Origin of the sequence: Agromyces sp. NPDC056523 (assembly GCF_042794545.1) — a bacterium.
GTDB lineage: Bacteria > Actinomycetota > Actinomycetes > Actinomycetales > Microbacteriaceae > Agromyces.
The window spans coordinates 180,129-199,245 of sequence record NZ_JBHTTM010000001.1; the positions used below are offsets into that span (position 1 = coordinate 180,129).

A 19,117-nucleotide genomic window follows, 5' to 3' on the forward strand; every position below is an offset into this window, starting at 1 on the left:
ATGACCGCACTCGGCACTCCCCCGGCGAGCTTCGCCGAAGAGCAGGCCCTCGAGCGGATGTCGCAGGGCGGCGTCGGCCGCTTCGGCCGCGGCTCCGGCGGGCGCACCGTCCGCATCCGCGGCAACCGCGCCGGCCTGTGGACCTACCTCGGCCTCGCGGCCGTGCTCGTCGGCAGCCTCTTCCCCTTCTATTGGTCCCTGCTCATCGGCTCGGGCGACGCGTCGACCATCAACGACCCCGACATGTCGTGGATCCCGGGCGGCAACTTCCTCGCGAACGCCGCGACGGTCGTCAACGACCCGGCCGTGAACTTCTGGCCGGCCCTGTGGAACTCGATCGCGAGCTCGGCGCTGATCGCGGCATCCGTCGTCGTCACCTCGACGCTCGCCGGCTGGGCGTTCGCGAAGCTGCGCTTCCCGGGCTCGAAGCCGCTGCTCGTGTTCGTCGTCGCGACGATGGCGGTACCCCTGCAGCTCGGTGTCGTCCCGCTGTACATCCTGTTCGCCGACCTCGGCTGGACGGGGACGATCGGCGCCATCATCGTGCCGGCGCTCACGAGCGCGTTCGGCGTGTTCTGGATGACCCAGTACCTGCAGCAGGCCGTGCCCGACGAGCTCATCGAGGCCGCGCGCGTCGACGGCGCGTCGATGATCCGCACGTTCTGGACCGTCGGCGTGGTCGCGGCCCGGCCGGCCGCCGCGATGCTCGGGCTGTTCACCTTCGTCACGGCGTGGAACAACTTCTTCTGGCCGTTCATCGTGCTCGACCGCAGCGACCCCACACTGCCCGTCGCCCTCTCGCTCCTGCAGTCGAACCACTTCGTCGACTACTCGATCGTGCTCGCGGGTGTGCTGCTGTCGACCATTCCCCTCCTCCTGCTGTTCGTCGTCGCCGGCAAGCAGCTCGTATCAGGAATCATGCAAGGAGCCGTCAAGGGATGACCATCACCCACCCCGCCGCCGAACCCACCGCCGTCGCCGTCCGCCGCTTCCCCGACGGGTTCCTCCTCGGTGCTGCCGCGGCCGCCTACCAGATCGAGGGCGCCGCCCACGAGGGCGGACGCACCGACTCGATCTGGGACGCCTTCAGTCGCGTGCCCGGCGCGGTCATCAACGCCGACAACGGGGAGGTCGCGTGCGACCACTACCACCGCTACCGCGACGACGTGGCGCTCATGCGCGAACTCGGCCTGAACGCCTACCGGTTCTCGACGTCGTGGGCGCGCGTCCGGCCCGACGGCGGACCCGTGAACCCCGAAGGCGTCGACTTCTACTCGCGCCTCGTCGACGAGCTGCTCGGCGCCGGCATCGTGCCCTGGCTCACGCTCTACCACTGGGACCTGCCGCAGGCGCTCGAGGAGCAGGGCGGCTGGACGAACCGCGACACCGCGTACCGGTTCCGCGACTACGCGCTGTCGGTGCACGACGCCCTCGGCGACCGCGTGAAGATCTGGACGACGCTGAACGAGCCGTGGTGCTCGTCGTTCCTCTCGTACACGGGCGGCGCGCACGCGCCGGGCCGGCAGGATGTCGCGGCCGGACTCCAGGCCGCGCACCACCTCATGCTCGGCCACGGGCTCGCGGTCCAGGCGCTGCGCGATCGCGACGCGTCGCTCGAGCTCGGCATCACGCTGAACCTCACGAACGCCACGCCCGTCGACACGACCTCGCCCGGCGACGTCGACGCGGCCCGCCGCATCGACGGGCAGTTCAACCGGGTGTTCCTCGACCCGATCCTCCGCGGGCACTACGCGGGCGACCTGCTGGCGGATGTCGGGCACCTCGGCCTCCGCGACGTGATCCGCCCCGGCGACCTCGAGATCATCTCCGCGCCCATCGACGCGCTCGGCGTGAACTACTACCACGGCGAGTTCGTCAGCTCCTCGCCGCCGGCGCAGCCGCACGGCGGTGAAGCGCCGACCGAGCGGCCGACGCGCTCGCCGTTCCCGGCCGCCGACGGCGTGCACTTCCACGCCCGGGGCCTGCCGCAGACCGTCATGGGCTGGGAGGTCGAGCCCGACGGGCTGCGCGAGCTGCTCGGCCGGGTGCACCGCGAGTACACGGGGCCGGCGGGCATCCGCCTCTTCGTCACCGAGAACGGCGCCGCCTACGACGACGAGGTGTCGGCCGACGGCTCCGTCCACGACGTGGAGCGGACCGAGTTCCTGCTATCGCACCTCGGCGCCATCCTCGACGCCATCGACGAGGGCACGCCCGTGCACGGCTACTTCTACTGGTCGATCCTCGACAACTTCGAGTGGGCGTGGGGGTACGACAAGCGGTTCGGGATCGTGCGGGTCGACTACGACACGCAGGAGCGCACGATCAAGGACAGCGGGCTGGCCTACCAGGGCATCATCCGCGACCGCGCCCTGCCCGCGGCATCCGCTCACTGACCACCGGTCTGTGACGCTGCGCGCCCCGGCCCCGCCCGCCCCCTGCCACTCGGAAATAGACTGATGATCATGCAGGGGGGTGCGGGGACCGGGGCTCGGCCGTCGGCGCCGACCCTCGAGATGGTCGCCCGCGAGGCGAACGTGTCGCGCGCGACGGTCAGCCGCGTCGTCAACGGCTCGCCGAAGGTCTCGGCCGAGGTCGAGCGCGCGGTGAACGCGGCGATCGAGAAGCTCAACTACGTGCCCAATCGCGCAGCCCGTTCGCTCGCGAGCCGCACGTCGGGCGCGATCGCGCTCGTCGTACCCGAAGACACCACCATGTTCTTCGGCGACCCGTACTTCGCGTCGATCGTGCAGGGCATCACGCGCCGGCTCGACACGAGCGAGTACCTGCTCAACCTGCTGCTCTCGACGAGCGACCCCAATCGCAAGACCGTGCGGTACCTGCGCTCGGGCGTCGTCGACGGCGCGCTCGTCGTGTCGCACCACGAGGGCGACCACTCGCTCGCCGACGCCGCGCGCGAGATGCCCATGGTCTTCGGCGGGCGGCCGCCGAACATCGCCGACGACGACATCTACGTCGACGTCGACAACCTGGAGGGCGGCATGACCGCCACCGAGCGCCTGCTCGCGATCGGCCGTCGCCGCGTCGGCACGATCACCGGCCCGCTCGACATGCCCGCGGCCGTCGACCGCCTCGATGGCTTCCGACGTGCGATGGCGACCGCCGGACTGGCCGACGACGCGGTCGAGCACGCCGACTTCTCGGTGGCCGGCGCGGTCGCGGCGACGCGGCGCCTCCTCGACCGCGTGCCCGACCTCGACGGCCTGTTCGTCGCGAGCGACCTCATGGCGACCGGCGCGCTCTCGGTGCTGCGCGAGCGCGGGCGCCACGTTCCGGAGGACATCGCGATCGTCGGCTACGACGACAGCCCCGCGGCGACGGCGTCGGCGATCCCGCTCACGACCGTGCACCAGCCATCGGAGGACATGGGGTACATGATGGCCGACCTGCTGCTGCGCATCCTCGCCGGTGAGGACGTGCCGCACCGCAACATCATGCCGACGCGGCTCGTGCGGCGCGCGTCGGCATAGGCGCGCACCGTTTCAGGAATACGGACGCTGGTCAGGACGATCGCGCGCCTCGCATCCTGAGCAGCCTCCGTTCTCGTGAAACGGGGTGAGGCGAGGAGCGCGGCGGATGGCGCGGCCCGCGCGTCAGGGCTCGAAGCGCACGTCCGCGGCATCCGCGAACCGGCGCCGCATGATGTCGATCGCCTCGGCGTGCTCGTCGACGAGCACGAAGCGGCGCCCGAGCGAGCGCGCGACCGCGCCCGTCGTGCCCGAGCCTGCGAACGCGTCGAGCACCCAGTCGCCTGGCCGGCTCGACGCCTGCACGATGCGGCGAAGCACGCCCTCGGGCTTCTGCGTGGGATAGCCCGTCTTCTCGCGCCCGGTCGGCGAGACGATCGTGTGCCACCAGACGTCGGTCGGCAGCTTGCCGCGCTCGGCCTTCTCCGGAGTCACGAGTCCGGGCGCCATGTACGGCTCGCGGTCGACGGCGTCGGAGTCGAACCAATACGCGTCGGGGTCCTTCACGTACACGAGGATCGTGTCGTGCTTCGTCGGCCAACGCCGCTTCGACTTGCCGCCGTAGTCGTACGCCCAGATGAGCTCGTTGAGGAAGCACTCGCGCCCGAACAGCGCGTCGAGCAGCACCTTCGCGTAGTGCGCCTCGCGGTAGTCCAGGTGCAGGTAGAGCGTGCCGTCGTCGGCGAGCAGCCGCCACGCCTCGGCGAGCCGTGGCTCGAGGAAGCCCCAGTAGTCGTCGAAGCGGTCGTCGTAGCGCATGAGGTCGCCGCGGATGCGCTCGTACCGCTTGCCGGCGAACCCGGTGATCGTTCCGGATGGCGCTGGGCCAGCGACATCCGCCCCGCCCTGCCGCACGTGCGTGGTCGACTGGCGCGCCTGGCTCCGGCCCGTGTTGAACGGCGGGTCGAGGTAGACGAGGGTGAACCGGCCGTCGGGAAGCGTCGGCAGCACGTCGAGGTTGTCGGCGTGGATGATGCGGTCGGGTTCGTCGGCGGCGGCCACCGGTCAAGTCTGCCAGCGGATGCCGCGGCGACCCGTCGCACGGTCGTGGATCGGCCGAAGGTCCCGGCGGCCGCGCCATCCGTCGCCGTAGCCTGAACGGAGACGGACCCGCCGCACGGAAGGAACGGGCTGATGCGTGCACTCGTGGTGTACGAGACGATCTGGGGCAACACGGGTGAGCTCGCGAACGCGATCGCCGACGGCCTTCGGAGCGGAGCGGGCGTCGAGGCCGTCGACGTGGTCGAGGCGGTCGACGCGCCCGCGGCGGTCGACCCCCAGGTCGACCTCGTGGTGGTCGGCGGGCCGACGCACGCGTTCTCGATGTCGACCGGCTCCACGCGCGACTCGGCCCGTCAGCAGGGCGCGACCCGCATCCCCGCACGCGGCATCCGCGAATGGCTCGAGCAACTCGCGTCGCCGGCGTCGCCGGTCGCCGTCGCGACGTTCGACACGCGGACCGTGCATCCGCGGTTGCCGGGGTCGGCCGCCAAGAAGGCGCTCAAGCAGCTGGTCGCGAAGGGGTTCCGGCCCGTCGACAAGCCCCACACGTTCGGCGTGCACGGGTATTCGGGCCCGATCGCGGACGGCGAGGTGGACCAGGCGCGCGAGTGGGGCGCGTCGCTCGTCGACGCGTAGTCGCGGCGGGCCCGTTCGCCGGCGACCGGTGCCGGGCCGGTCAGTGCACGTGCACGTGCGCGTCGGCCGCGCCGCCTCCGACCGCGACGGGATCCTCGGCCGCCGGCGCTCCCACGACCTCCCCGACCGCACCCGCCGAGTGCACGACCCGCCCGCCCACGACGGTGACCTCGGCGTGCTCCCCGAGCAGCCCCGCGGGCTCGTGCTCGTGCCGGTAGAGGTCGTCCGACCAGACCACGAGGTCGGCGTCCATGCCGGGTGCGAGCCGCCCGCGCGACGCCTCGAGGTGCCACGCCCGTGCACCGTGCACGGTGTACGCCTCGAGCGCGCGGTCGAGGCCGACACGCTCGTCGGGGGTCCAGGCGTCGCCGCCGTCGAGCCCCGCGCGGGTCGCCGCCGAGTAGAGGCCGACGAGCGGATCCATCTCGCCCACCTGCCAGTCGCTCGAGAACGCGACGGTCGCACCCGAACGCAGCAGGCTGTCGAACCGCCAGGCCCGGCTCCAGCGCTCCTCACCGACGTTGTCCATCCAGGTGCCGGCGACGAGGTCGGGCGAGCAGTGCCGCGGCTGCATCGCCACGGTCACGCCGAGCGCGCGGAACCGCGGCAGGTCGTCGGGGTGCAGGCACTCGACGTGCACGATGCCGTGGCGGCGGTCGCGCGTGCCGTTCACGCGGGCGGCGTGCTCGATCGCGTCGAGGGCGAGGCGGATGCCGCCGTCCCCCGTCGCGTGGGTGTGGGTCTGGAAGCCCATCCGGTCGAGCTCGCCGATGACAGCGACGAGCTCGCGATCGGGGTAGCTCGGCCGCCCGCGCACGCCCGGCCGGTTCGCGTAGTCCTCGAGCATGAGGGCGGTGTGCGGTTCGATCACGTCGTCGGCGTAGAGCTTCAGCGGGCCGAGGCGCAGCAGCCCCGCGGCATCCGGAGCCTCATTCGCCCGGTCGACCGCGTCGCGAAGCCGGCGGCGGAACGCGGCATCCGCCCCCACCGGGTGGAACAGCGCGGTGATCACCCGTGAGGTGAGCACGCCCTCGGCGAGCGCGCGCTCGAAGAGCGGCAGCTCGGCGAGCGGCACCTGCGGCTCGACGACGGTGGTGATGCCGAGCGCAGTCGCCATGCGCATGCTCGAGCGCAGCTTGCGATAGCGGCGCTCGGGCGAGTACATCGGGATGTCGCGCTGAAGTGCCGCGAGGCCGGCGACGGTCATCGCGCTCGTGTAGAAGTCGGTCACCCACCCGGTCGGCTCGCCCGTCGCGGGATCGCGCTCGGGCCGTCCCCAGGCGAGGTCGCCGCCGCCGGCGACGCCGAGCGCGCGGAGGGCCGCCCGATCGAGCCAGACCGAGTGCTGGTCGTAGGTCGTGACGAAGATCGGTCGCCCGGCCGCGTCGAGCCCGTCGAGGTCGGCGGCATTCGGCCGGCGGCCCTCGACGATCGAGTAGACGGCGTTCTCCGCGCAGATCCAGTCGAGGTCGGGCCGCCGCGCGGCGAACCCCGAGATGCGGCGGCGCACCTCGGCGAGGTCGTGCGCGCCCTCGAGCGAGACGGCGTCCTCGTCGAAGCCCAGCAGCAGGTGATTGTGGCTGTCGATGATGCCGGGAGTCACCAGCCGGCCGTCGCCCTCGATGCGGCGGCGCGCGTTCGGGGCATCCACCGCCGACCCGACGTAGGCGATGCGGTCGTCGACGACGCCGACGGCCTCGGCCCACGGCGCCGCGGGATCGAATGTGCGCACCCGGGCGCCGGTGATCAGCGTGTCGAGCGTCATGCCGGGAACTCCTCGTCGTCGTCGCCGTGCAGCAGGTGGAGCGCGGCGGGGCTGCGGCGCAGGTACAGCGCGTAGTAGGCGAATCCGGCGCCGACGATGCCGAGCGCGATGCCGAGGCTCAGCCACTGGGCGGGGTCGAGGATGCCGATCACGAAGATCGCGCCGATCGCGAGCAGGGCGATCCCCGGCGGCAGCGGCCAGAGCGGCATCCGGTAGCCGTTCGCATCGGCGGATGCCGCGGCATCCGTCGCCCTCGTGCGCCGCACCGCGAACGCGGCGAGCGCGATGAACCCGTAGCTGAACGCGAGCGTCGACCCGGTGGCGTTCAGCAGCACGTCGAACGGGATGAAGCACGCGGCGAGCGCGAGCACGCCCATGACGATGGTCGCGGCCACGGGCATCTTCGTGCGCGCCGACACCACCGCGAGCGGACGCGCGATCGCGTCGGGCATCGCCCGGTCGCGGGCGGCGGCGAAGAGGAGCCGGCCCGACTGCAGGGCGATCGCGATGATCGCGTTGACGATCGCGAGCGCGATCGCGACGAGCACGACGACCGAGACCGCCTCGCCCGCGCTCGCCGAGAGGAACGACTCGACGGGCAGGGCCGCGCCGAAGAGGTCCTCGAGCGAGTCGGCGCCCATGAGGATCGCCGTGAGCGGCACGAGCTCGGCGAGCACCGTGATGCCGGCGCTCCAGAGCACGGCCTTCGCGATCGCCCGGCGGGCGTCCTTCGTCTCCTCGGCGAAGTAGACCGCGCCGCCGTAGCCGTTGTACGAGAAGATGCCCTGCGTCACGGCGAGCACGAGGCCGGCGATGCCGAGCGGTGCGAGTCCGCCGGTCGCGGCGTCGAGCGCCTGCGGGTCGAGCAGGTCGGTGATCGGCCGCTCGACGTCCACGAAGCCGAGCAGTGCGAGCAGGGCGAGCGCCGCCATCTCGACGAAGAGGAACGCTCCCGTCACCCAGGCGTTCGTGCGGATGTTGAAGCACGCGGTCACGATGGCCAGGGCGATGACGATGAGCGCCGTCGCCAGCGGGTCGAGACCCGCGATGGCGACGCCGAGGTAGTCGGCGACGCCGAGCGCGAAGATCGCGACGATGAGCGGCAGGGTCACGAGGCCGATGAAGAACACGGCCGCGCCGGCCGCCGGTCCGAGCACGCGGCTGACGAGCGAGTAGTCGCCGCCGGCGATCGGATGCCGCGACGCGAGCTCGGCGTAGCAGAACGCGATGAGGATGCTGATGACGCCGGCGAGCAGGAAGCCCCAGAACACGCCGGTGCCGTAGCCGGCGAGCGCGGCGCCGCCGAGGATGAACACGCTCGAGGCGGGCGAGATGCCCGAGAGCGTGATGAGGACGTTGCCGCCGACGCCGAGCGATCGCGAGAGGTGCGCGCCGTGCGTGGTGGTGGCGGCGGTGTCGAGGGTGGCGGCCGCCGCGCCGGGTGGGGTCTGAGGGGACATCATCGGCCTCTTCCAGGTGATCGTGAATTCTTTGACACTTGCGTCAAAGAATGCGCCGAGTCTGGCACGAGCGTCCAGTAGTGTCAACCGCATGGCTCGACCGAAGCGGCAGGAGGCGCGGCGCGCGGCCCTCATCGAGGCGACGTATGCGGCAGGACGCGCGCACGGCCTGCGGTCGCTCTCCCTCACGGATGTCGCGGAGCAGGCCGGGCTCACCCGGGGTGCGATCCTCTACTACTACGAGGACCTCGACGCGCTGCTCGTCGAGGCGCACTCGGCCGGCGTCGAGCGGTTCTGCGACGACCGCGACCGGCTCGTCGCCACGATCGACGATCCGCGCGACCGGCTCGGCGCGGCCATCGACGCCGGCCTCCCCACCGGGTCCGACGACGCGCTCATGAGCCTGCTCTACGAGTTCGACGTGCTCGCCGGCAACTCCGAGCTGCACGACGAGCTCGTGCAGGGCATGTACCTGCGCCAGCTCGCGACCTACCGCGGCATCCTCGCCGCCGGGCGCGAGGCGGGCGTCTTCGCTCCGCGCCTCGAGGACGACGAGCTCGCGATGACCTTCGTCGCCCTCGAGGACGCGTACGGGCTCCACATCGTGGGCGGCAACGCGCTCATGACGGTCGACGTCGCCGCCGCGGCCATGCGCGCGGTCGCGCGCGACCTCGGCTGCCCGACGAGCAGCTGAGGCCGCGGCATCCGATCACTACTGCGCCGGCACCGCCCCGGCGAGCTGCGACCGGCGACGCGGCGTCCACCCCGGACGCGGGACCGCGGCGACGAGCGTGCGCGTGTACTCGTGCGCCGGCCGATCGAGCACCTGGCGGGTGTCGCCCTGCTCGACGACGACGCCCTGCTCCATCACGATCACGCGGTCGGCGATCTGGTTGACGACCGCGAGGTCGTGCGTGATGAACAGGTAGCTCACGGGGCGCTGCGCCCGCAGGTCGGTGAGCAGGTTCAGGATCTGCGCCTGGATCGACACGTCGAGCGCGGCGACCGCCTCGTCGAGGATGACGAGCCGGGGGTTCGCGGCCAGCGCGCGGGCGATGGCCACACGCTGGCGCTGGCCGCCCGACAGCTCGTGCGGCAGCCGGTCGGCGAAGCCGTCGCCGAGGCCGACGTCGTCGAGCAGGGCCTCGACCACGATCCGACGATCGGCGCGCGAGAGCTCGGGGCGGTGGATCGCCACCGAGGTGTCAACGACGGCGCCGACGCGCTGGCGCGGGTTGAGCGACGAGTACGGGTCCTGGAACACGTACTGCACCTCGCTCGCCCAGCGCGCCCGGTCGCGATGCCGGGTCGGCGGGCGACCGCGCTCGACGCCGTCGATCGAGATCGTGCCCGACGTCGGCCGCTCGAGTCCGACGACCGTCTTGGCGACCGTCGTCTTGCCCGAACCCGACTCCCCCACGATCGCGAGGCATTCGCCGGGATGCACGTCGAGGTCGATCCCGTCGACGGCGACCACGGGCGCGCCGCCACGCACGGGCGACGGGTACTCCTTGCGGAGCTGCCGGACGGACAGGACCGGGGTGGCGTTCATGCGATGCTCCTCGCCTTCAGCTGCTCGTGGGTCGTGCGGTTGTAGCGGAGCACGGGCAGGCGCTCGGCCCGCACGTCGATGCCCGGCCGGGCGGCGAGCAGCTCCTTCGTGTACGGATGCCGAGGGTCGTCGGCCACGTCGGGCCCCTCCTCGACGATCTCGCCGGCGTACATCACGGCGATCCGGTCGCAGCACGCGGCCGCGAGTTCGAGGTCGTGCGTGATGAACAGGAGCGCCAGTCCGCGCTGGGCGCGCTGTTCCTCGAGGATGGCCATCACGTCGGACTGCGCGGTCACGTCGAGCGCGGTGGTCGGCTCATCCGCCAGCAGCAGGCGCGGCTCGGCCAGCAGCACCGACGCGATGAGCACGCGCTGCAGCAGGCCGCCCGAGAGCTGGTGCGGGTACTGCCGCAGTCGCTGGCCCGGGTTGCGCACGCCCACGTCGGCGAGCAGTGCGACGGCCCGCTCCTCGGCGTCGGCGCGCGAGACGCCGCGGGTCGTGCGGAGGGCTTCGGTGAGGAAGTCGTCGACGCGATGCACCGGATTGATGTGCGCCCGCGGGTCCTGGAAGATCATCCCCACCTCGCGGCCGCGGAACCGCCGCAGTTCGTCGCGTCCCATGCCGAGCACGTCGCGGCCGTCGTACGAGATGGAGCCGCCCACGCGGAACGACGACGGCAGCAGCCGCATCACGGTGCGGGTGGTCAGCGACTTGCCCGATCCCGACTCGCCGACGAGCGCGACGGCCTCGCCGGCGCCGACGCCGAGGCTCACGCCGTTGAGCAGACGGGTCGATCCGGCTCGCTCCGGGGTCTCGACCGTGAGGTCGCGGATGGAGAGCAGCGGCTCGGTCATTTCGGGCTCCTTGCCGTGGCGGTGAGTCGGTCGCCGATGACGGTGACGCAGAGGACGATGAGGACGATGAGCGTGCCCGCCGCGGCGGACTCCATGAAGAACCCTCGCAGCACGCTGTCGAAGCCGCTCTTCACCATGAGGCCGAGGTCGGCCGTCGGCGGCTGCACCCCGAGGCCGAGGAACGAGACCGCGGCGAGGTCGATCACCGCGAACCCGAGCGCCGAGACCGCCTGGGCGACGATGAGCGGCGTGAGGTTCGGGAGCAGCTGCCGCGTGGTGATCGCGCCGCCGCGCTGCCCCTGCAGCCACGCGGCCGAGACGTACGGCAGGCTCCGTTCGCGTAGCGCGGCGCCGCGCACGACGCGGGCCACGTACGGGATGTACGCGATCGTGAGGCCCGCCACGACGGTGCCGAAGCTCGGCCCGAACAGGGCGACCGCGATGAGGGCGAACACGATGCCGGGCACGGCGAACATCACGTCGAGGACCCAGGAGATCCCGGCATCCGTCTTCCCTCGGAACCAGGCGGCGGTCAGGGCGAGCGCCGTGCCGACGAGCGTCGACAGCACGATGACGATGCCGGGCCCGATGATCGTGAGGCGTGCGCCCCACATGAGTCGGGAGAGGATGTCGCGACCGAGCGCGTCGGTGCCGAGCCAGTGCGCGGCGCTGGGCGACGCGAGCACGTTCAGCAGGTCGGGCTCGTCGGGGTCGTACGGGGCGATCCACGGTGCGAGCACCGCGACGAGGACGATCGCGCCGAGCACGACGGCGGCGGTGACGCCGACGGTGCCGAGGCGGTCGACGAAGCCCGAGCGCCGGCGCGTCGTCGCGCGGAACGCGGGCAGCGAGGTGGTGGTGAGCACGGACTGGCTCATGCGGTCCTCCCGAATGCGATGCGGGGGTCGATGACGCTGTAGAGCACGTCGACCACGGCGTTGATGATGACGAAGCCGAAGACCATGACGAGCACGACGGCCTGCACGACCGCGAAGTCGCGCTGCAGGATGGCCTTCACGAGGAGCGACCCGAGTCCGTCGATCGCGAACACGTTCTCGACGACGACCGCGCCGGCGATGAGCGAGGCGATGGTCAGGCCGAGCACGGTCGTGATCGGGATCAGGGCGTTGCGCAGGATGTGCCGGCGGATCACGACCTGGCGCGGCAGCGCCCGGGCGACCGCCGTCTGGACGTGCTCGCGGCCGCGCTCCTCGTCGACCGACGCGCGGGTGATCCGGACCAGGTAGGCGGCGCCACCGACGCTGAGCGCGATGGCGGGCAGCGTCAGGTGGTACACGGTGTCGAGGCCGCCCGAGCCGCTCCCGAACACGGGGAACCAGCCGAGCGCGACCGCGAAGACGCTGATGAGGGCGACGCCGATGACGAACACGGGCGTCGAGAGCGCGACGGAGGCCAGCGACGAGATCGTGCTCCCGGTCGCGCCGCCGCGCAGCGCGGCGGTCGTGCCGAGCACGATGCCGACGATCGCGATCACGACGGCGGCGATCGACACGAGGATCACGGTGGTGCCGATGCGCCCGCCGATCATGTCCGAGACGTCCTGCCGGTACACGATCGACTGGCCGAAGTCGCCCTGGAGCACGTCGCCGAGCCACGCGATGTACCGGGCGAGGAACGGCTCGTCGAGGTGGTACTTCTCGGTCACCGCGGCGATCTGCTCGGGCGTCCCGCCGCGCGGGCCGAGCAGGAACGACAGCGGGGTTCCCGGCGCGAGGTAGAGCAGGCCGAACACGAGGAACGACGTGACGAGCAGCACGAGCAGCAGGCTGCCGAGGCGCTTCAGCGCGTACATGGCGATGTTCACTTCGACTCCGTTCCGCCGATGGTCGCGGCCCACGGCTGGGAGAGGTAGGCCATCGAGGCCGTCGCGCCCGAGACGCGGGCGTTCTGCACGAGGATGGTCGGCAGCGAGACGAGCGGCGTCCACGGCACGTCGCGCGTGACGGCAGCCTGGATGTCGATGACCTTGCGGGCCCGCTCGGCCGGGTCGAGCGTGGCGATCGCCGCGCCGACCTGGTCGCTCACCTCGTCGTAGGCGCCGTAGTTGTTGTAGCCGCCGGCCACGAACATCGTGTACGCCTCGAGCGGGTCGGGGAAGTTGCCGTACCAGGTGGTGAAGAACCCGTCGAGGCCCTCGCGGGCGGCCGGGTCGTTGTAGAGGTTGCCGAACTGCTCGACCGGGATCACCTTGGTGCGGATGTCGAGGCCGAGCTTGCGCCCGGCGGCCTGGATCACGTTCGCCGTCTGCTCGTGCACGGCCGAGCTGCCCTGGATGCCGATCACGATCGGGTCCTGTGGGCCGGCCTCCTCGAGCAGGGCCTTCGCGCGCTCGACGTCGGTGTCGACGTCGAACTCGTCGTACGCGGCGGCGAACGCCTCCTCCTCGTAGCCCCAGTAGTCGGGGCCGGCGAGCGACGGCGTCGGCAGCGCGGCGCCCTGGAGCACCACGTTCGCGATCGCCGTGCGGTCGATGATGGCCGACAGCGCCTGGCGCACCCGCACGTCGGCCATCGGACCGGTGTCGTTCGCGCCGATGAGCGCGAAGAACACGAGCGACTCGCCGTAGTCGAGCGTGAGCGCATCGTCGTTCTGCAGCTGGATGAGGCCGGCGGGCGGCAGGTAGAAGTACTGGCCGTCGATCTCGCCGCTGCGCAGGGCGTTCACGGCGGTCGACTCGTCGGCGATGAAGCTGAACTCGACGCGCTCGGCCTTCGGGTGGAGGGCGTCGTCCCAGTACGCGTCGTTGCGCTCGATCACGAGGTCGCGGCCCGGCTCCCACGACGCGAACCGGAACGGCCCGGTGCACATCACGCCGGTCTGCGGCGTGCCGTAACCCTCGCCGGCCTCCTCGGTGAACGACTGCTCCGAGATCGCGCCCGCGGCGGTGGCCATCGCCTGCTCGAATAGGGCGTCGGGCTCGGTGAACCGAACCGTCACCTCGAACGGCCCGGTGGCCTCGATGGACGCGACCTTTCCGTAGTACCCGGCGAAGTACGAGCCGTTGTCGGGGTCGAGCTGGCGGTTGAGGCTGTACGCGACGTCGTCGGCCGTCATCGGGCTGCCGTCCCAGAACTCGACGTCGTCGCGCAGCACGTAGATCTGCGTGAGGTCGTCGGGCTTGTCGACCCGCACGGCGAGGCCGGGCTCGGTCTCGAGGTCGGGCGTGAGCCGCAGCAGCGACTCGCAGAGGTTGGCGATGACCGTGTTCTCGGCGTAATTGAACGAGCGCATGGCGTCGATGGAGAACGGCTCGTAGGGCAGGTTCCAGCGCAGCTCGTCGAGCTCGCCCGAACCTGGCGGAGTGGTGGTCACGAGATCGGACCGGTCGATGGCGGTGCCGTACGGATCGGCGCCGGGCAGCGAGCATCCGGCCAGCGCGACGGCGAGGGCCGTGGCGACGAGCGGGATGGCGGCTCGGTGGGGATGCATCTGGAGACTCCTTCGTCTTCGGTGCGGGTGATCGGGATGTGCGGTCAGTCGGTGAGCTCGCCGTTGCGGGCGATCACGCGGCCGTCGCGGATGACGCGGGCGGGCGCCGGGCGGTCGACGACGACTTGCGCGAGGCATGCGCCGTCGAACTCGAGGCGGTCGGGCGAGCCCGCGTCGACGGGGGCGGTGGGCAGGCCGAGCAGCTCCGCGCCGGCACGCGAGCACAGGTCGAACGCGAGCTCGAGGTCGGCGTCGGTCATGGCGTCGGTGCGGTACGCGAGCAGGTGCGCGCGGTCGAGCATGCTGCCCGTGCCGAAGGGGGTCCACGAGTCGCGCACGCCGTCGGAGCCGACGGCCACGCCGACGCCACGTTCACGCAGGAACGCGACGGGCAACACGGGGTCGCCTCCGAGTGCGCACGTGGTGAGCCAGACCCCGGCATCAGCGAGCGTGTCGGCGATCGACGCGAGCGCGTCACCGGATGCCTCGGCCACCGCGAAGGCATGGCTGATCGTGACGCGACCCTGCATGCCCTCGGCGACCGCACGGGCGGCGATGCGTCGGGTCTCGTCGAGGCCGAGCTCGCCGCCGTCGTGGAGGTGGATGTCGACGTCGACGCCGCGCCGCGCCGCGAGCCCGAACACCGCGTCGAGGTGCCCGTCGAGGTCGCCCTCGAGGCCCGCCGGGTCGATGCCGCCGACGAGGTCGGCGCCTTCGCGGAGCGCCTGGTCGAGCAGGTCGAGCGTGCCTGGCGCGGTGAGGAGGCCCTGCTGCGGGAACGCGGCGACCTGCACGTCGAGCAGGCCGCCGAGCCGTTCCGATGCGGCGCGCACGCCGTGCACGTTGGCGATCCCCTGGGCTGGACCGACGTCGACCTGCGCGCGCACCGCGCGGGTGCCGTTGGCCACGGCCGTGCGGAACAGCGCGAGCGCGCGCTCCTCCACCGATCGGGTGTACGCGGCCTGCGTGCGCACGTCGTGCTCGATGAAGTCACGCAGGGTCGCTGCGGGCTTCCGGGACAGCCACGGCCCACCCCACGACGACTTGTCGGGGTGGACGTGCGCGTCGACGAGCGGCGCGGCGACGACGACGGTCGTCGGTTCGGATGTCGCGGACACGGTCACCTGTCTTCCTCGAGGTTTCGCTCGAACTCGAGACTGTTGCTCGAATTCGTCAGATGATATGGTTATCACACATCTTCGCGAGAGGGAACCCGCAATGCAGCAGATCGCACGCGTCTCATTGGTCGACACGGTCGTCGAACGGCTCCGCGCCGAGATCAAGAACGGCGCATGGCCGATCGGCAGCAAGATCCCCACCGAGGCGCGACTCGTGGAGTCGCTGGGAGTGAGCCGGCCCTCCGTCCGCGAGGCCGTCCGCTCCCTCGTGCAGCTCGGCCTCCTCGAGACCCGCCAGGGCGACGGCACCTACGTGGTCGCCGACGACGAGACCACCGTCGCGCTGCAGCACGCGATCGATGCCGCCGACGACGCCGAGGTCGTCGCGGTGCGCCGCGCGCTCGACGTCGTCGCCGCCCGCGAGGCCGCCGCGAAGCGCACCGACGCCGACCTCCGACAGCTGCGCGAGTCCCTCGACGGCCGCGCCGCCGCGGTCGCCGGCGACGACCTCGCCGCGTTCATCGACCACGACGTGGCGTTCCACATCGGCATCGCGCGCGCGTCGAAGAACGCGCTGCTCACCGGCATCTACCTGAGCTTCGAGCCGTCGCTGCGCGACTCGGTCGCCCGCACCAACTGCATGGCGGTGTCCGACGACCCCGAGGGCGGGTTCCACGAGGCGCTCTTCGCCGCGATCGACGGGGGCGACAGCGCGGCCGCGACCGCCGCGGCGCTCAGCGTGCTCGACGACCACGAGCAGCAGTGGCATGGATCGCAGGGCTGACCCGCGCCCGCACGGCCACCGCTCCACCGTCGTCGCCTCCGGCGCACTGGTCGTCGCCGCGGGCCTGAACCTCCGCGACCCGATCACGAGCGTGTCGGCGACGCTCGACGCCGTGACCGCGCACTACGGGCTCTCCCCCGCCGGGGCCGCGATGCTCTCGAGCCTTCCGGTGCTGCTGCTCGCCGCCGGCGCGCCGCTCGGGCCGCTGCTCGACCGCCGGTTCGGCCCCGAGCGGTCGGTGCTGGTGATCGCGGCCGCGCTCGTGCTCGCCGTCGCCCTGCGCCCGGTCGGCACGCTCGCGCTCTTCGCGGGCACCATCGTGGCGGGCGCGGCCATCTCGGGACTCAGCGTGATGATGCCGCGGGTGATCCACGACCGGCTCGGCACCCGCGCCGGGCTCTGGTCGGGCGTGTTCTCCACGAGCTTCGGCGTGAGCGCGGCGCTCGGCGCCGGCCTGACCGTCCCGCTCGTCGCAGCGGTCGGCTCGCTCCCGCTCGCGCTCGCCGCGTGGGCGGTGCCGGCGCTCCTCATCGTCGCGGTGGCCGGCGTCGCGGTCGCCCGCGCAGGTCGGTCGGCTGCGCCGATCGCCACGGCACCGCGGCCGCGGCATCCGCTTCGCTCGACCCCGCTGCTCTGGCAGGTGACCGCGTTCTTCGGGTGCCAGGCGCTCGTGTTCTTCGCGACCGCGGCCTGGCTGCCGACGCTCTACGTCGACCGCGGCGCCACGCCCGAGCATGCCGCGGCGCTGCTGGCGTGGCTGAGCGTCACCGGGCTACCCGCTTCGCTGGTCGTGCCGGTGATCGCCGGGCGGATGCCGCGCCAGCACGTCCTCATCGCGGTCGCCGCCGCGGGAACGCTCGTCGGCCTCGCCGGAGTGGTGCTCGCTCCCGTCGCGCTCGCGCCCGTCTTCACCGGCGTGCTCGGACTCGCGCAGGGCGCAGCGTTCGGCCTCGGGGTCGCCCTCATCGTGCTCAAGGCGCAGGGCGACGTCGCCGCCTTCTCGGCGTTCGCGCAGGGGTTCGGGTACGCCTTCGCCGCGCTCGGCCCGCTGGTGCTCGGGCTGCTGCACGCCGGGGCGGTGCCGTGGGTCGGCGCCGTCGGCGTGCTCGCGGCGGTCGTCGCCGGCGAGGCGATCGCCGGATGGGCGGCCGGGCGCCACGTGGTGGTGCGGAGCGTTCCCGCTGACGAGATCGAGCCCGACGCGGCATCCGCTGCCGATGCCGAAGCCGACACGGTCGGGGCAGCCGAGCGATGATGCACGAGACCCCGACCCCCGCTCTCGTCGACCTCCTCATCCGCGATGCCGACGTGCTCGCCTGCTTCGACGACGACGGCACCGAGCTGGCCGGCGGATGGCTCGCGATCGACGACGGCGTGATCGTCGGGCTGGGCGATCGCACGACCGCGCCGCCCACTGCGCGCGAGGTCGTCGACGCGCGCGGATGCGTCGTGCTCCCCGGCCTCGTCAACGCGCACCAGCACCTGTACCAGAACCTCACCCGCGCCTACGCCCCGGCCGAGCAGGTCGAGAGCCTCACCGACTGGTTCTGGACGTACTTCACCGCCTGGGCGCGGCTCGACGCCGACGCCGCCGCCATCTCGACGACGGTCGGCCTCGCGGAGCTCGCGCTGAGCGGCTGCACGACGAGCGCCGACCACCTGTACCTGCACCCCGAGCCCGGGTTGATCGACGCGCAGGTCGAAGCCGCCCGCGCGGTCGGGCTGCGGTTCAGCCCCGTGCGCGGATCGATGACCATCGGGCCCGACGAGGGCGGCGTGTGCCCGCCCGGGCTCGTCGAGCGGCTCGACGCGGTGCTCGACGACACCGCGCGACTCGTCGCTGAGCACCACGATCCGGCGCCGGGATCGTTCGTGCGGATCGGCATCGGGCCGAGCACGCTCATGAGCAGCTCGGCCGACGCCATGGTCGAGGCGCGCCGGCTCGCGGAGGCGCTCGACGTGCGCCTGCACAGCCACGTCGCCGACGATCCCGACGAGGAGGCGTTCGTGCGCGCGCGCTACGGCCGCCGGCCGCTCGAGGTGTTCGAGGACCTGGGCTGGCTGAGCGACCGCACCTGGCTCGCGCACGTGGTCTACCCGAACGAGCGCGAGGTCGCGACGCTCGCGGCGGCCGGGGTCTCGGTCGCGCACTGCCCGAGCATGACGTTGATCGACGGCGGCCTGCCCGGCGGCCCGCCGCCCATCCGGCCGATGCTCGACGCGGGCGTGAACGTGGGCATCGGATGCGACGGCGCCACCGCCGCCGACCACCAGTCGCTGTGGCTCGAGACCAAGCTCGCGATGCTGCTGAGCCGCCAGCGCGAGGGTCGCGCCACGGCGATGAGCGCCCGCGCCGCGCTGCGGATGGCGACGCGCGGCGGCGCCCGCGCGCTCGGCCGGGAGGGCGAGATCGGGCAGCTGTCGATCGGCGCGAACGGCGATGTGTCGGTGTGGCGCGTCGACACGCTCCCCTACGCCGGCGTGCTGGCCGATCCGGTCACGGGGCTCATGCAGTGCGGGCCGGCATGGGCCTGGCACACCATCGTGGGTGGGCGCTTCGTCATTCGCGACGGCGAGGTGCGAACCGTCGACGTCCCGCAGGCGCTCGAGCGGCACCGGAGGGCGTCCGAGCGGATCCAACTCGGACGCTGAACGTCTCAGCGGTCGACGTCGAGGCGGATGCGCCCGCGGAACCGGTCGGGATCGTCGTCGTCGGCGTCGGCCGCCGCGAACGCGATGCCCTTGTCGCCGTCGCCCGGCACGGGTGCGGGAACGGGCAGCCGCGCCTGGCGGTCGACCTCGACCTGCGCCTCGTACTTGCGCGGAGCGAAGACCTCGTCGCCGATCATCATGACCGCGGCGCCGGACGGCTTGCCGCGCTTGGTCTTGTCGGACAGGTCGATCCACCCGAGGCGCACCGCGAGCGCGCCGAGCGCGATCACGCCGCCTCCGATGAGGAGGATCATCCACCAGTCCACCCGGCGATTCTAGACGGAGCGATGACCACT

At 72.3% G+C, this 19,117-nt stretch carries 18 protein-coding genes; 8 read left to right on the top strand and 10 right to left on the bottom strand.

Annotated elements, in window-relative coordinates; genetic code table 11:
* The 3 genes from ACFQ58_RS00815 to ACFQ58_RS00825 all read left to right on the top strand — a co-directional run bounded on the left by ACFQ58_RS00815 (nucleotide 1) and on the right by ACFQ58_RS00825 (nucleotide 3,491).
* Nucleotides 1-942, top strand: a complete 942-nt coding sequence (locus ACFQ58_RS00815; RefSeq protein ID WP_376948575.1) for a carbohydrate ABC transporter permease — start codon at nucleotides 1-3, stop codon at nucleotides 940-942.
* Entirely contained in the window at nucleotides 939-2,396 is a 1,458-nt protein-coding gene (locus ACFQ58_RS00820) for a GH1 family beta-glucosidase (protein WP_376948577.1), read from the top strand. The genes ACFQ58_RS00815 and ACFQ58_RS00820 overlap by 4 nt, the downstream gene beginning before the upstream one ends.
* 69 nt (nucleotides 2,397-2,465) lie before the next feature.
* Nucleotides 2,466-3,491 (top strand): LacI family DNA-binding transcriptional regulator, encoded by a 1,026-nt coding sequence (locus ACFQ58_RS00825; RefSeq protein ID WP_376948579.1) that lies wholly within the window; start codon nucleotides 2,466-2,468, stop codon nucleotides 3,489-3,491.
* Nucleotides 3,492-3,614: 123 nt separating this feature from the next.
* Here the strand turns inward: ACFQ58_RS00825 and ACFQ58_RS00830 are convergent, their stop codons facing one another.
* A complete protein-coding gene (locus ACFQ58_RS00830) occupies nucleotides 3,615-4,490 on the bottom strand; it encodes a DNA-methyltransferase (RefSeq protein ID WP_376948581.1) in 876 nt (291 codons plus the stop codon).
* A gap of 132 nt (nucleotides 4,491-4,622) precedes the next feature.
* Between ACFQ58_RS00830 and ACFQ58_RS00835 the strand changes: the two genes are divergently transcribed.
* Nucleotides 4,623-5,126 (top strand): flavodoxin family protein, encoded by a 504-nt coding sequence (locus ACFQ58_RS00835; RefSeq protein WP_376948583.1) that lies wholly within the window; start codon nucleotides 4,623-4,625, stop codon nucleotides 5,124-5,126.
* A 40-nt stretch (nucleotides 5,127-5,166) separates the two neighbouring features.
* Here the strand turns inward: ACFQ58_RS00835 and ACFQ58_RS00840 are convergent, their stop codons facing one another.
* Together ACFQ58_RS00840 and ACFQ58_RS00845 are read right to left on the bottom strand one after the other, a co-directional pair.
* Nucleotides 5,167-6,891: an amidohydrolase gene (locus ACFQ58_RS00840; RefSeq protein WP_376948584.1), complete on the bottom strand. Its 1,725-nt coding sequence runs from the start codon at nucleotides 6,889-6,891 to the stop codon at nucleotides 5,167-5,169.
* Entirely contained in the window at nucleotides 6,888-8,351 is a 1,464-nt protein-coding gene (locus ACFQ58_RS00845; RefSeq protein ID WP_376948586.1) for an APC family permease, read from the bottom strand. The genes ACFQ58_RS00840 and ACFQ58_RS00845 overlap by 4 nt, the downstream gene beginning before the upstream one ends.
* Nucleotides 8,352-8,442: 91 nt before the next feature.
* Here ACFQ58_RS00845 and ACFQ58_RS00850 point away from each other — a divergent pair, with 91 nt between their 5' ends.
* Nucleotides 8,443-9,045: a TetR/AcrR family transcriptional regulator gene (locus ACFQ58_RS00850; protein WP_376948588.1), complete on the top strand. Its 603-nt coding sequence runs from the start codon at nucleotides 8,443-8,445 to the stop codon at nucleotides 9,043-9,045.
* A gap of 18 nt (nucleotides 9,046-9,063) precedes the next feature.
* On the opposite strand, the gene ACFQ58_RS00855 is transcribed toward ACFQ58_RS00850, so the two are convergent.
* Genes ACFQ58_RS00855 through ACFQ58_RS00880 form a run of 6 tightly spaced genes read right to left on the bottom strand, consistent with a single transcriptional unit; the run spans nucleotide 9,064 to nucleotide 15,526 of the window.
* On the bottom strand, nucleotides 9,064-9,903 hold the full coding sequence (locus ACFQ58_RS00855) for an ABC transporter ATP-binding protein (RefSeq protein WP_376948590.1): 840 nt from the start codon (nucleotides 9,901-9,903) through the stop codon (nucleotides 9,064-9,066).
* Entirely contained in the window at nucleotides 9,900-10,757 is an 858-nt protein-coding gene (locus tag ACFQ58_RS00860; RefSeq protein ID WP_376948592.1) for an ABC transporter ATP-binding protein, read from the bottom strand. The genes ACFQ58_RS00855 and ACFQ58_RS00860 overlap by 4 nt, the downstream gene beginning before the upstream one ends.
* The gene (locus tag ACFQ58_RS00865) at nucleotides 10,754-11,635 is read right to left on the bottom strand and encodes an ABC transporter permease (RefSeq protein ID WP_376948594.1); all 882 of its coding nucleotides are present in this window, start codon (nucleotides 11,633-11,635) and stop codon (nucleotides 10,754-10,756) included. The genes ACFQ58_RS00860 and ACFQ58_RS00865 overlap by 4 nt, the downstream gene beginning before the upstream one ends.
* On the bottom strand, nucleotides 11,632-12,582 hold the full coding sequence (locus tag ACFQ58_RS00870) for an ABC transporter permease (protein ID WP_376948596.1): 951 nt from the start codon (nucleotides 12,580-12,582) through the stop codon (nucleotides 11,632-11,634). The genes ACFQ58_RS00865 and ACFQ58_RS00870 overlap by 4 nt, the downstream gene beginning before the upstream one ends.
* The gene (locus ACFQ58_RS00875) at nucleotides 12,579-14,207 is read right to left on the bottom strand and encodes an ABC transporter substrate-binding protein (RefSeq protein ID WP_376948597.1); all 1,629 of its coding nucleotides are present in this window, start codon (nucleotides 14,205-14,207) and stop codon (nucleotides 12,579-12,581) included. The genes ACFQ58_RS00870 and ACFQ58_RS00875 overlap by 4 nt, the downstream gene beginning before the upstream one ends.
* Nucleotides 14,208-14,251: 44 nt before the next feature.
* Nucleotides 14,252-15,526, bottom strand: coding sequence for an amidohydrolase (locus tag ACFQ58_RS00880; protein ID WP_376948599.1), 1,275 nt, complete (start codon nucleotides 15,524-15,526; stop codon nucleotides 14,252-14,254).
* Between ACFQ58_RS00880 and ACFQ58_RS00885 the strand changes: the two genes are divergently transcribed.
* Genes ACFQ58_RS00885 through ACFQ58_RS00895 form a run of 3 tightly spaced genes read left to right on the top strand, consistent with a single transcriptional unit; the run spans nucleotide 15,426 to nucleotide 18,761 of the window.
* Entirely contained in the window at nucleotides 15,426-16,109 is a 684-nt protein-coding gene (locus ACFQ58_RS00885; RefSeq protein ID WP_376948601.1) for a FadR/GntR family transcriptional regulator, read from the top strand. The two genes, ACFQ58_RS00880 and ACFQ58_RS00885, sit on opposite strands and share 101 nt — an antisense overlap.
* On the top strand, nucleotides 16,093-17,364 hold the full coding sequence (locus tag ACFQ58_RS00890; RefSeq protein ID WP_376948603.1) for an MFS transporter: 1,272 nt from the start codon (nucleotides 16,093-16,095) through the stop codon (nucleotides 17,362-17,364). Before ACFQ58_RS00885 ends, ACFQ58_RS00890 begins: the two co-directional genes overlap by 17 nt.
* On the top strand, nucleotides 17,361-18,761 hold the full coding sequence (locus ACFQ58_RS00895; protein WP_376948605.1) for an amidohydrolase family protein: 1,401 nt from the start codon (nucleotides 17,361-17,363) through the stop codon (nucleotides 18,759-18,761). The genes ACFQ58_RS00890 and ACFQ58_RS00895 overlap by 4 nt, the downstream gene beginning before the upstream one ends.
* Before the next feature lie 5 nt (nucleotides 18,762-18,766).
* Here ACFQ58_RS00895 and ACFQ58_RS00900 read toward each other — a convergent pair whose 3' ends face one another.
* Entirely contained in the window at nucleotides 18,767-19,087 is a 321-nt protein-coding gene (locus tag ACFQ58_RS00900) for a hypothetical protein (protein ID WP_376948607.1), read from the bottom strand.
* Nucleotides 19,088-19,117: the final 30 nt, after the last annotated feature.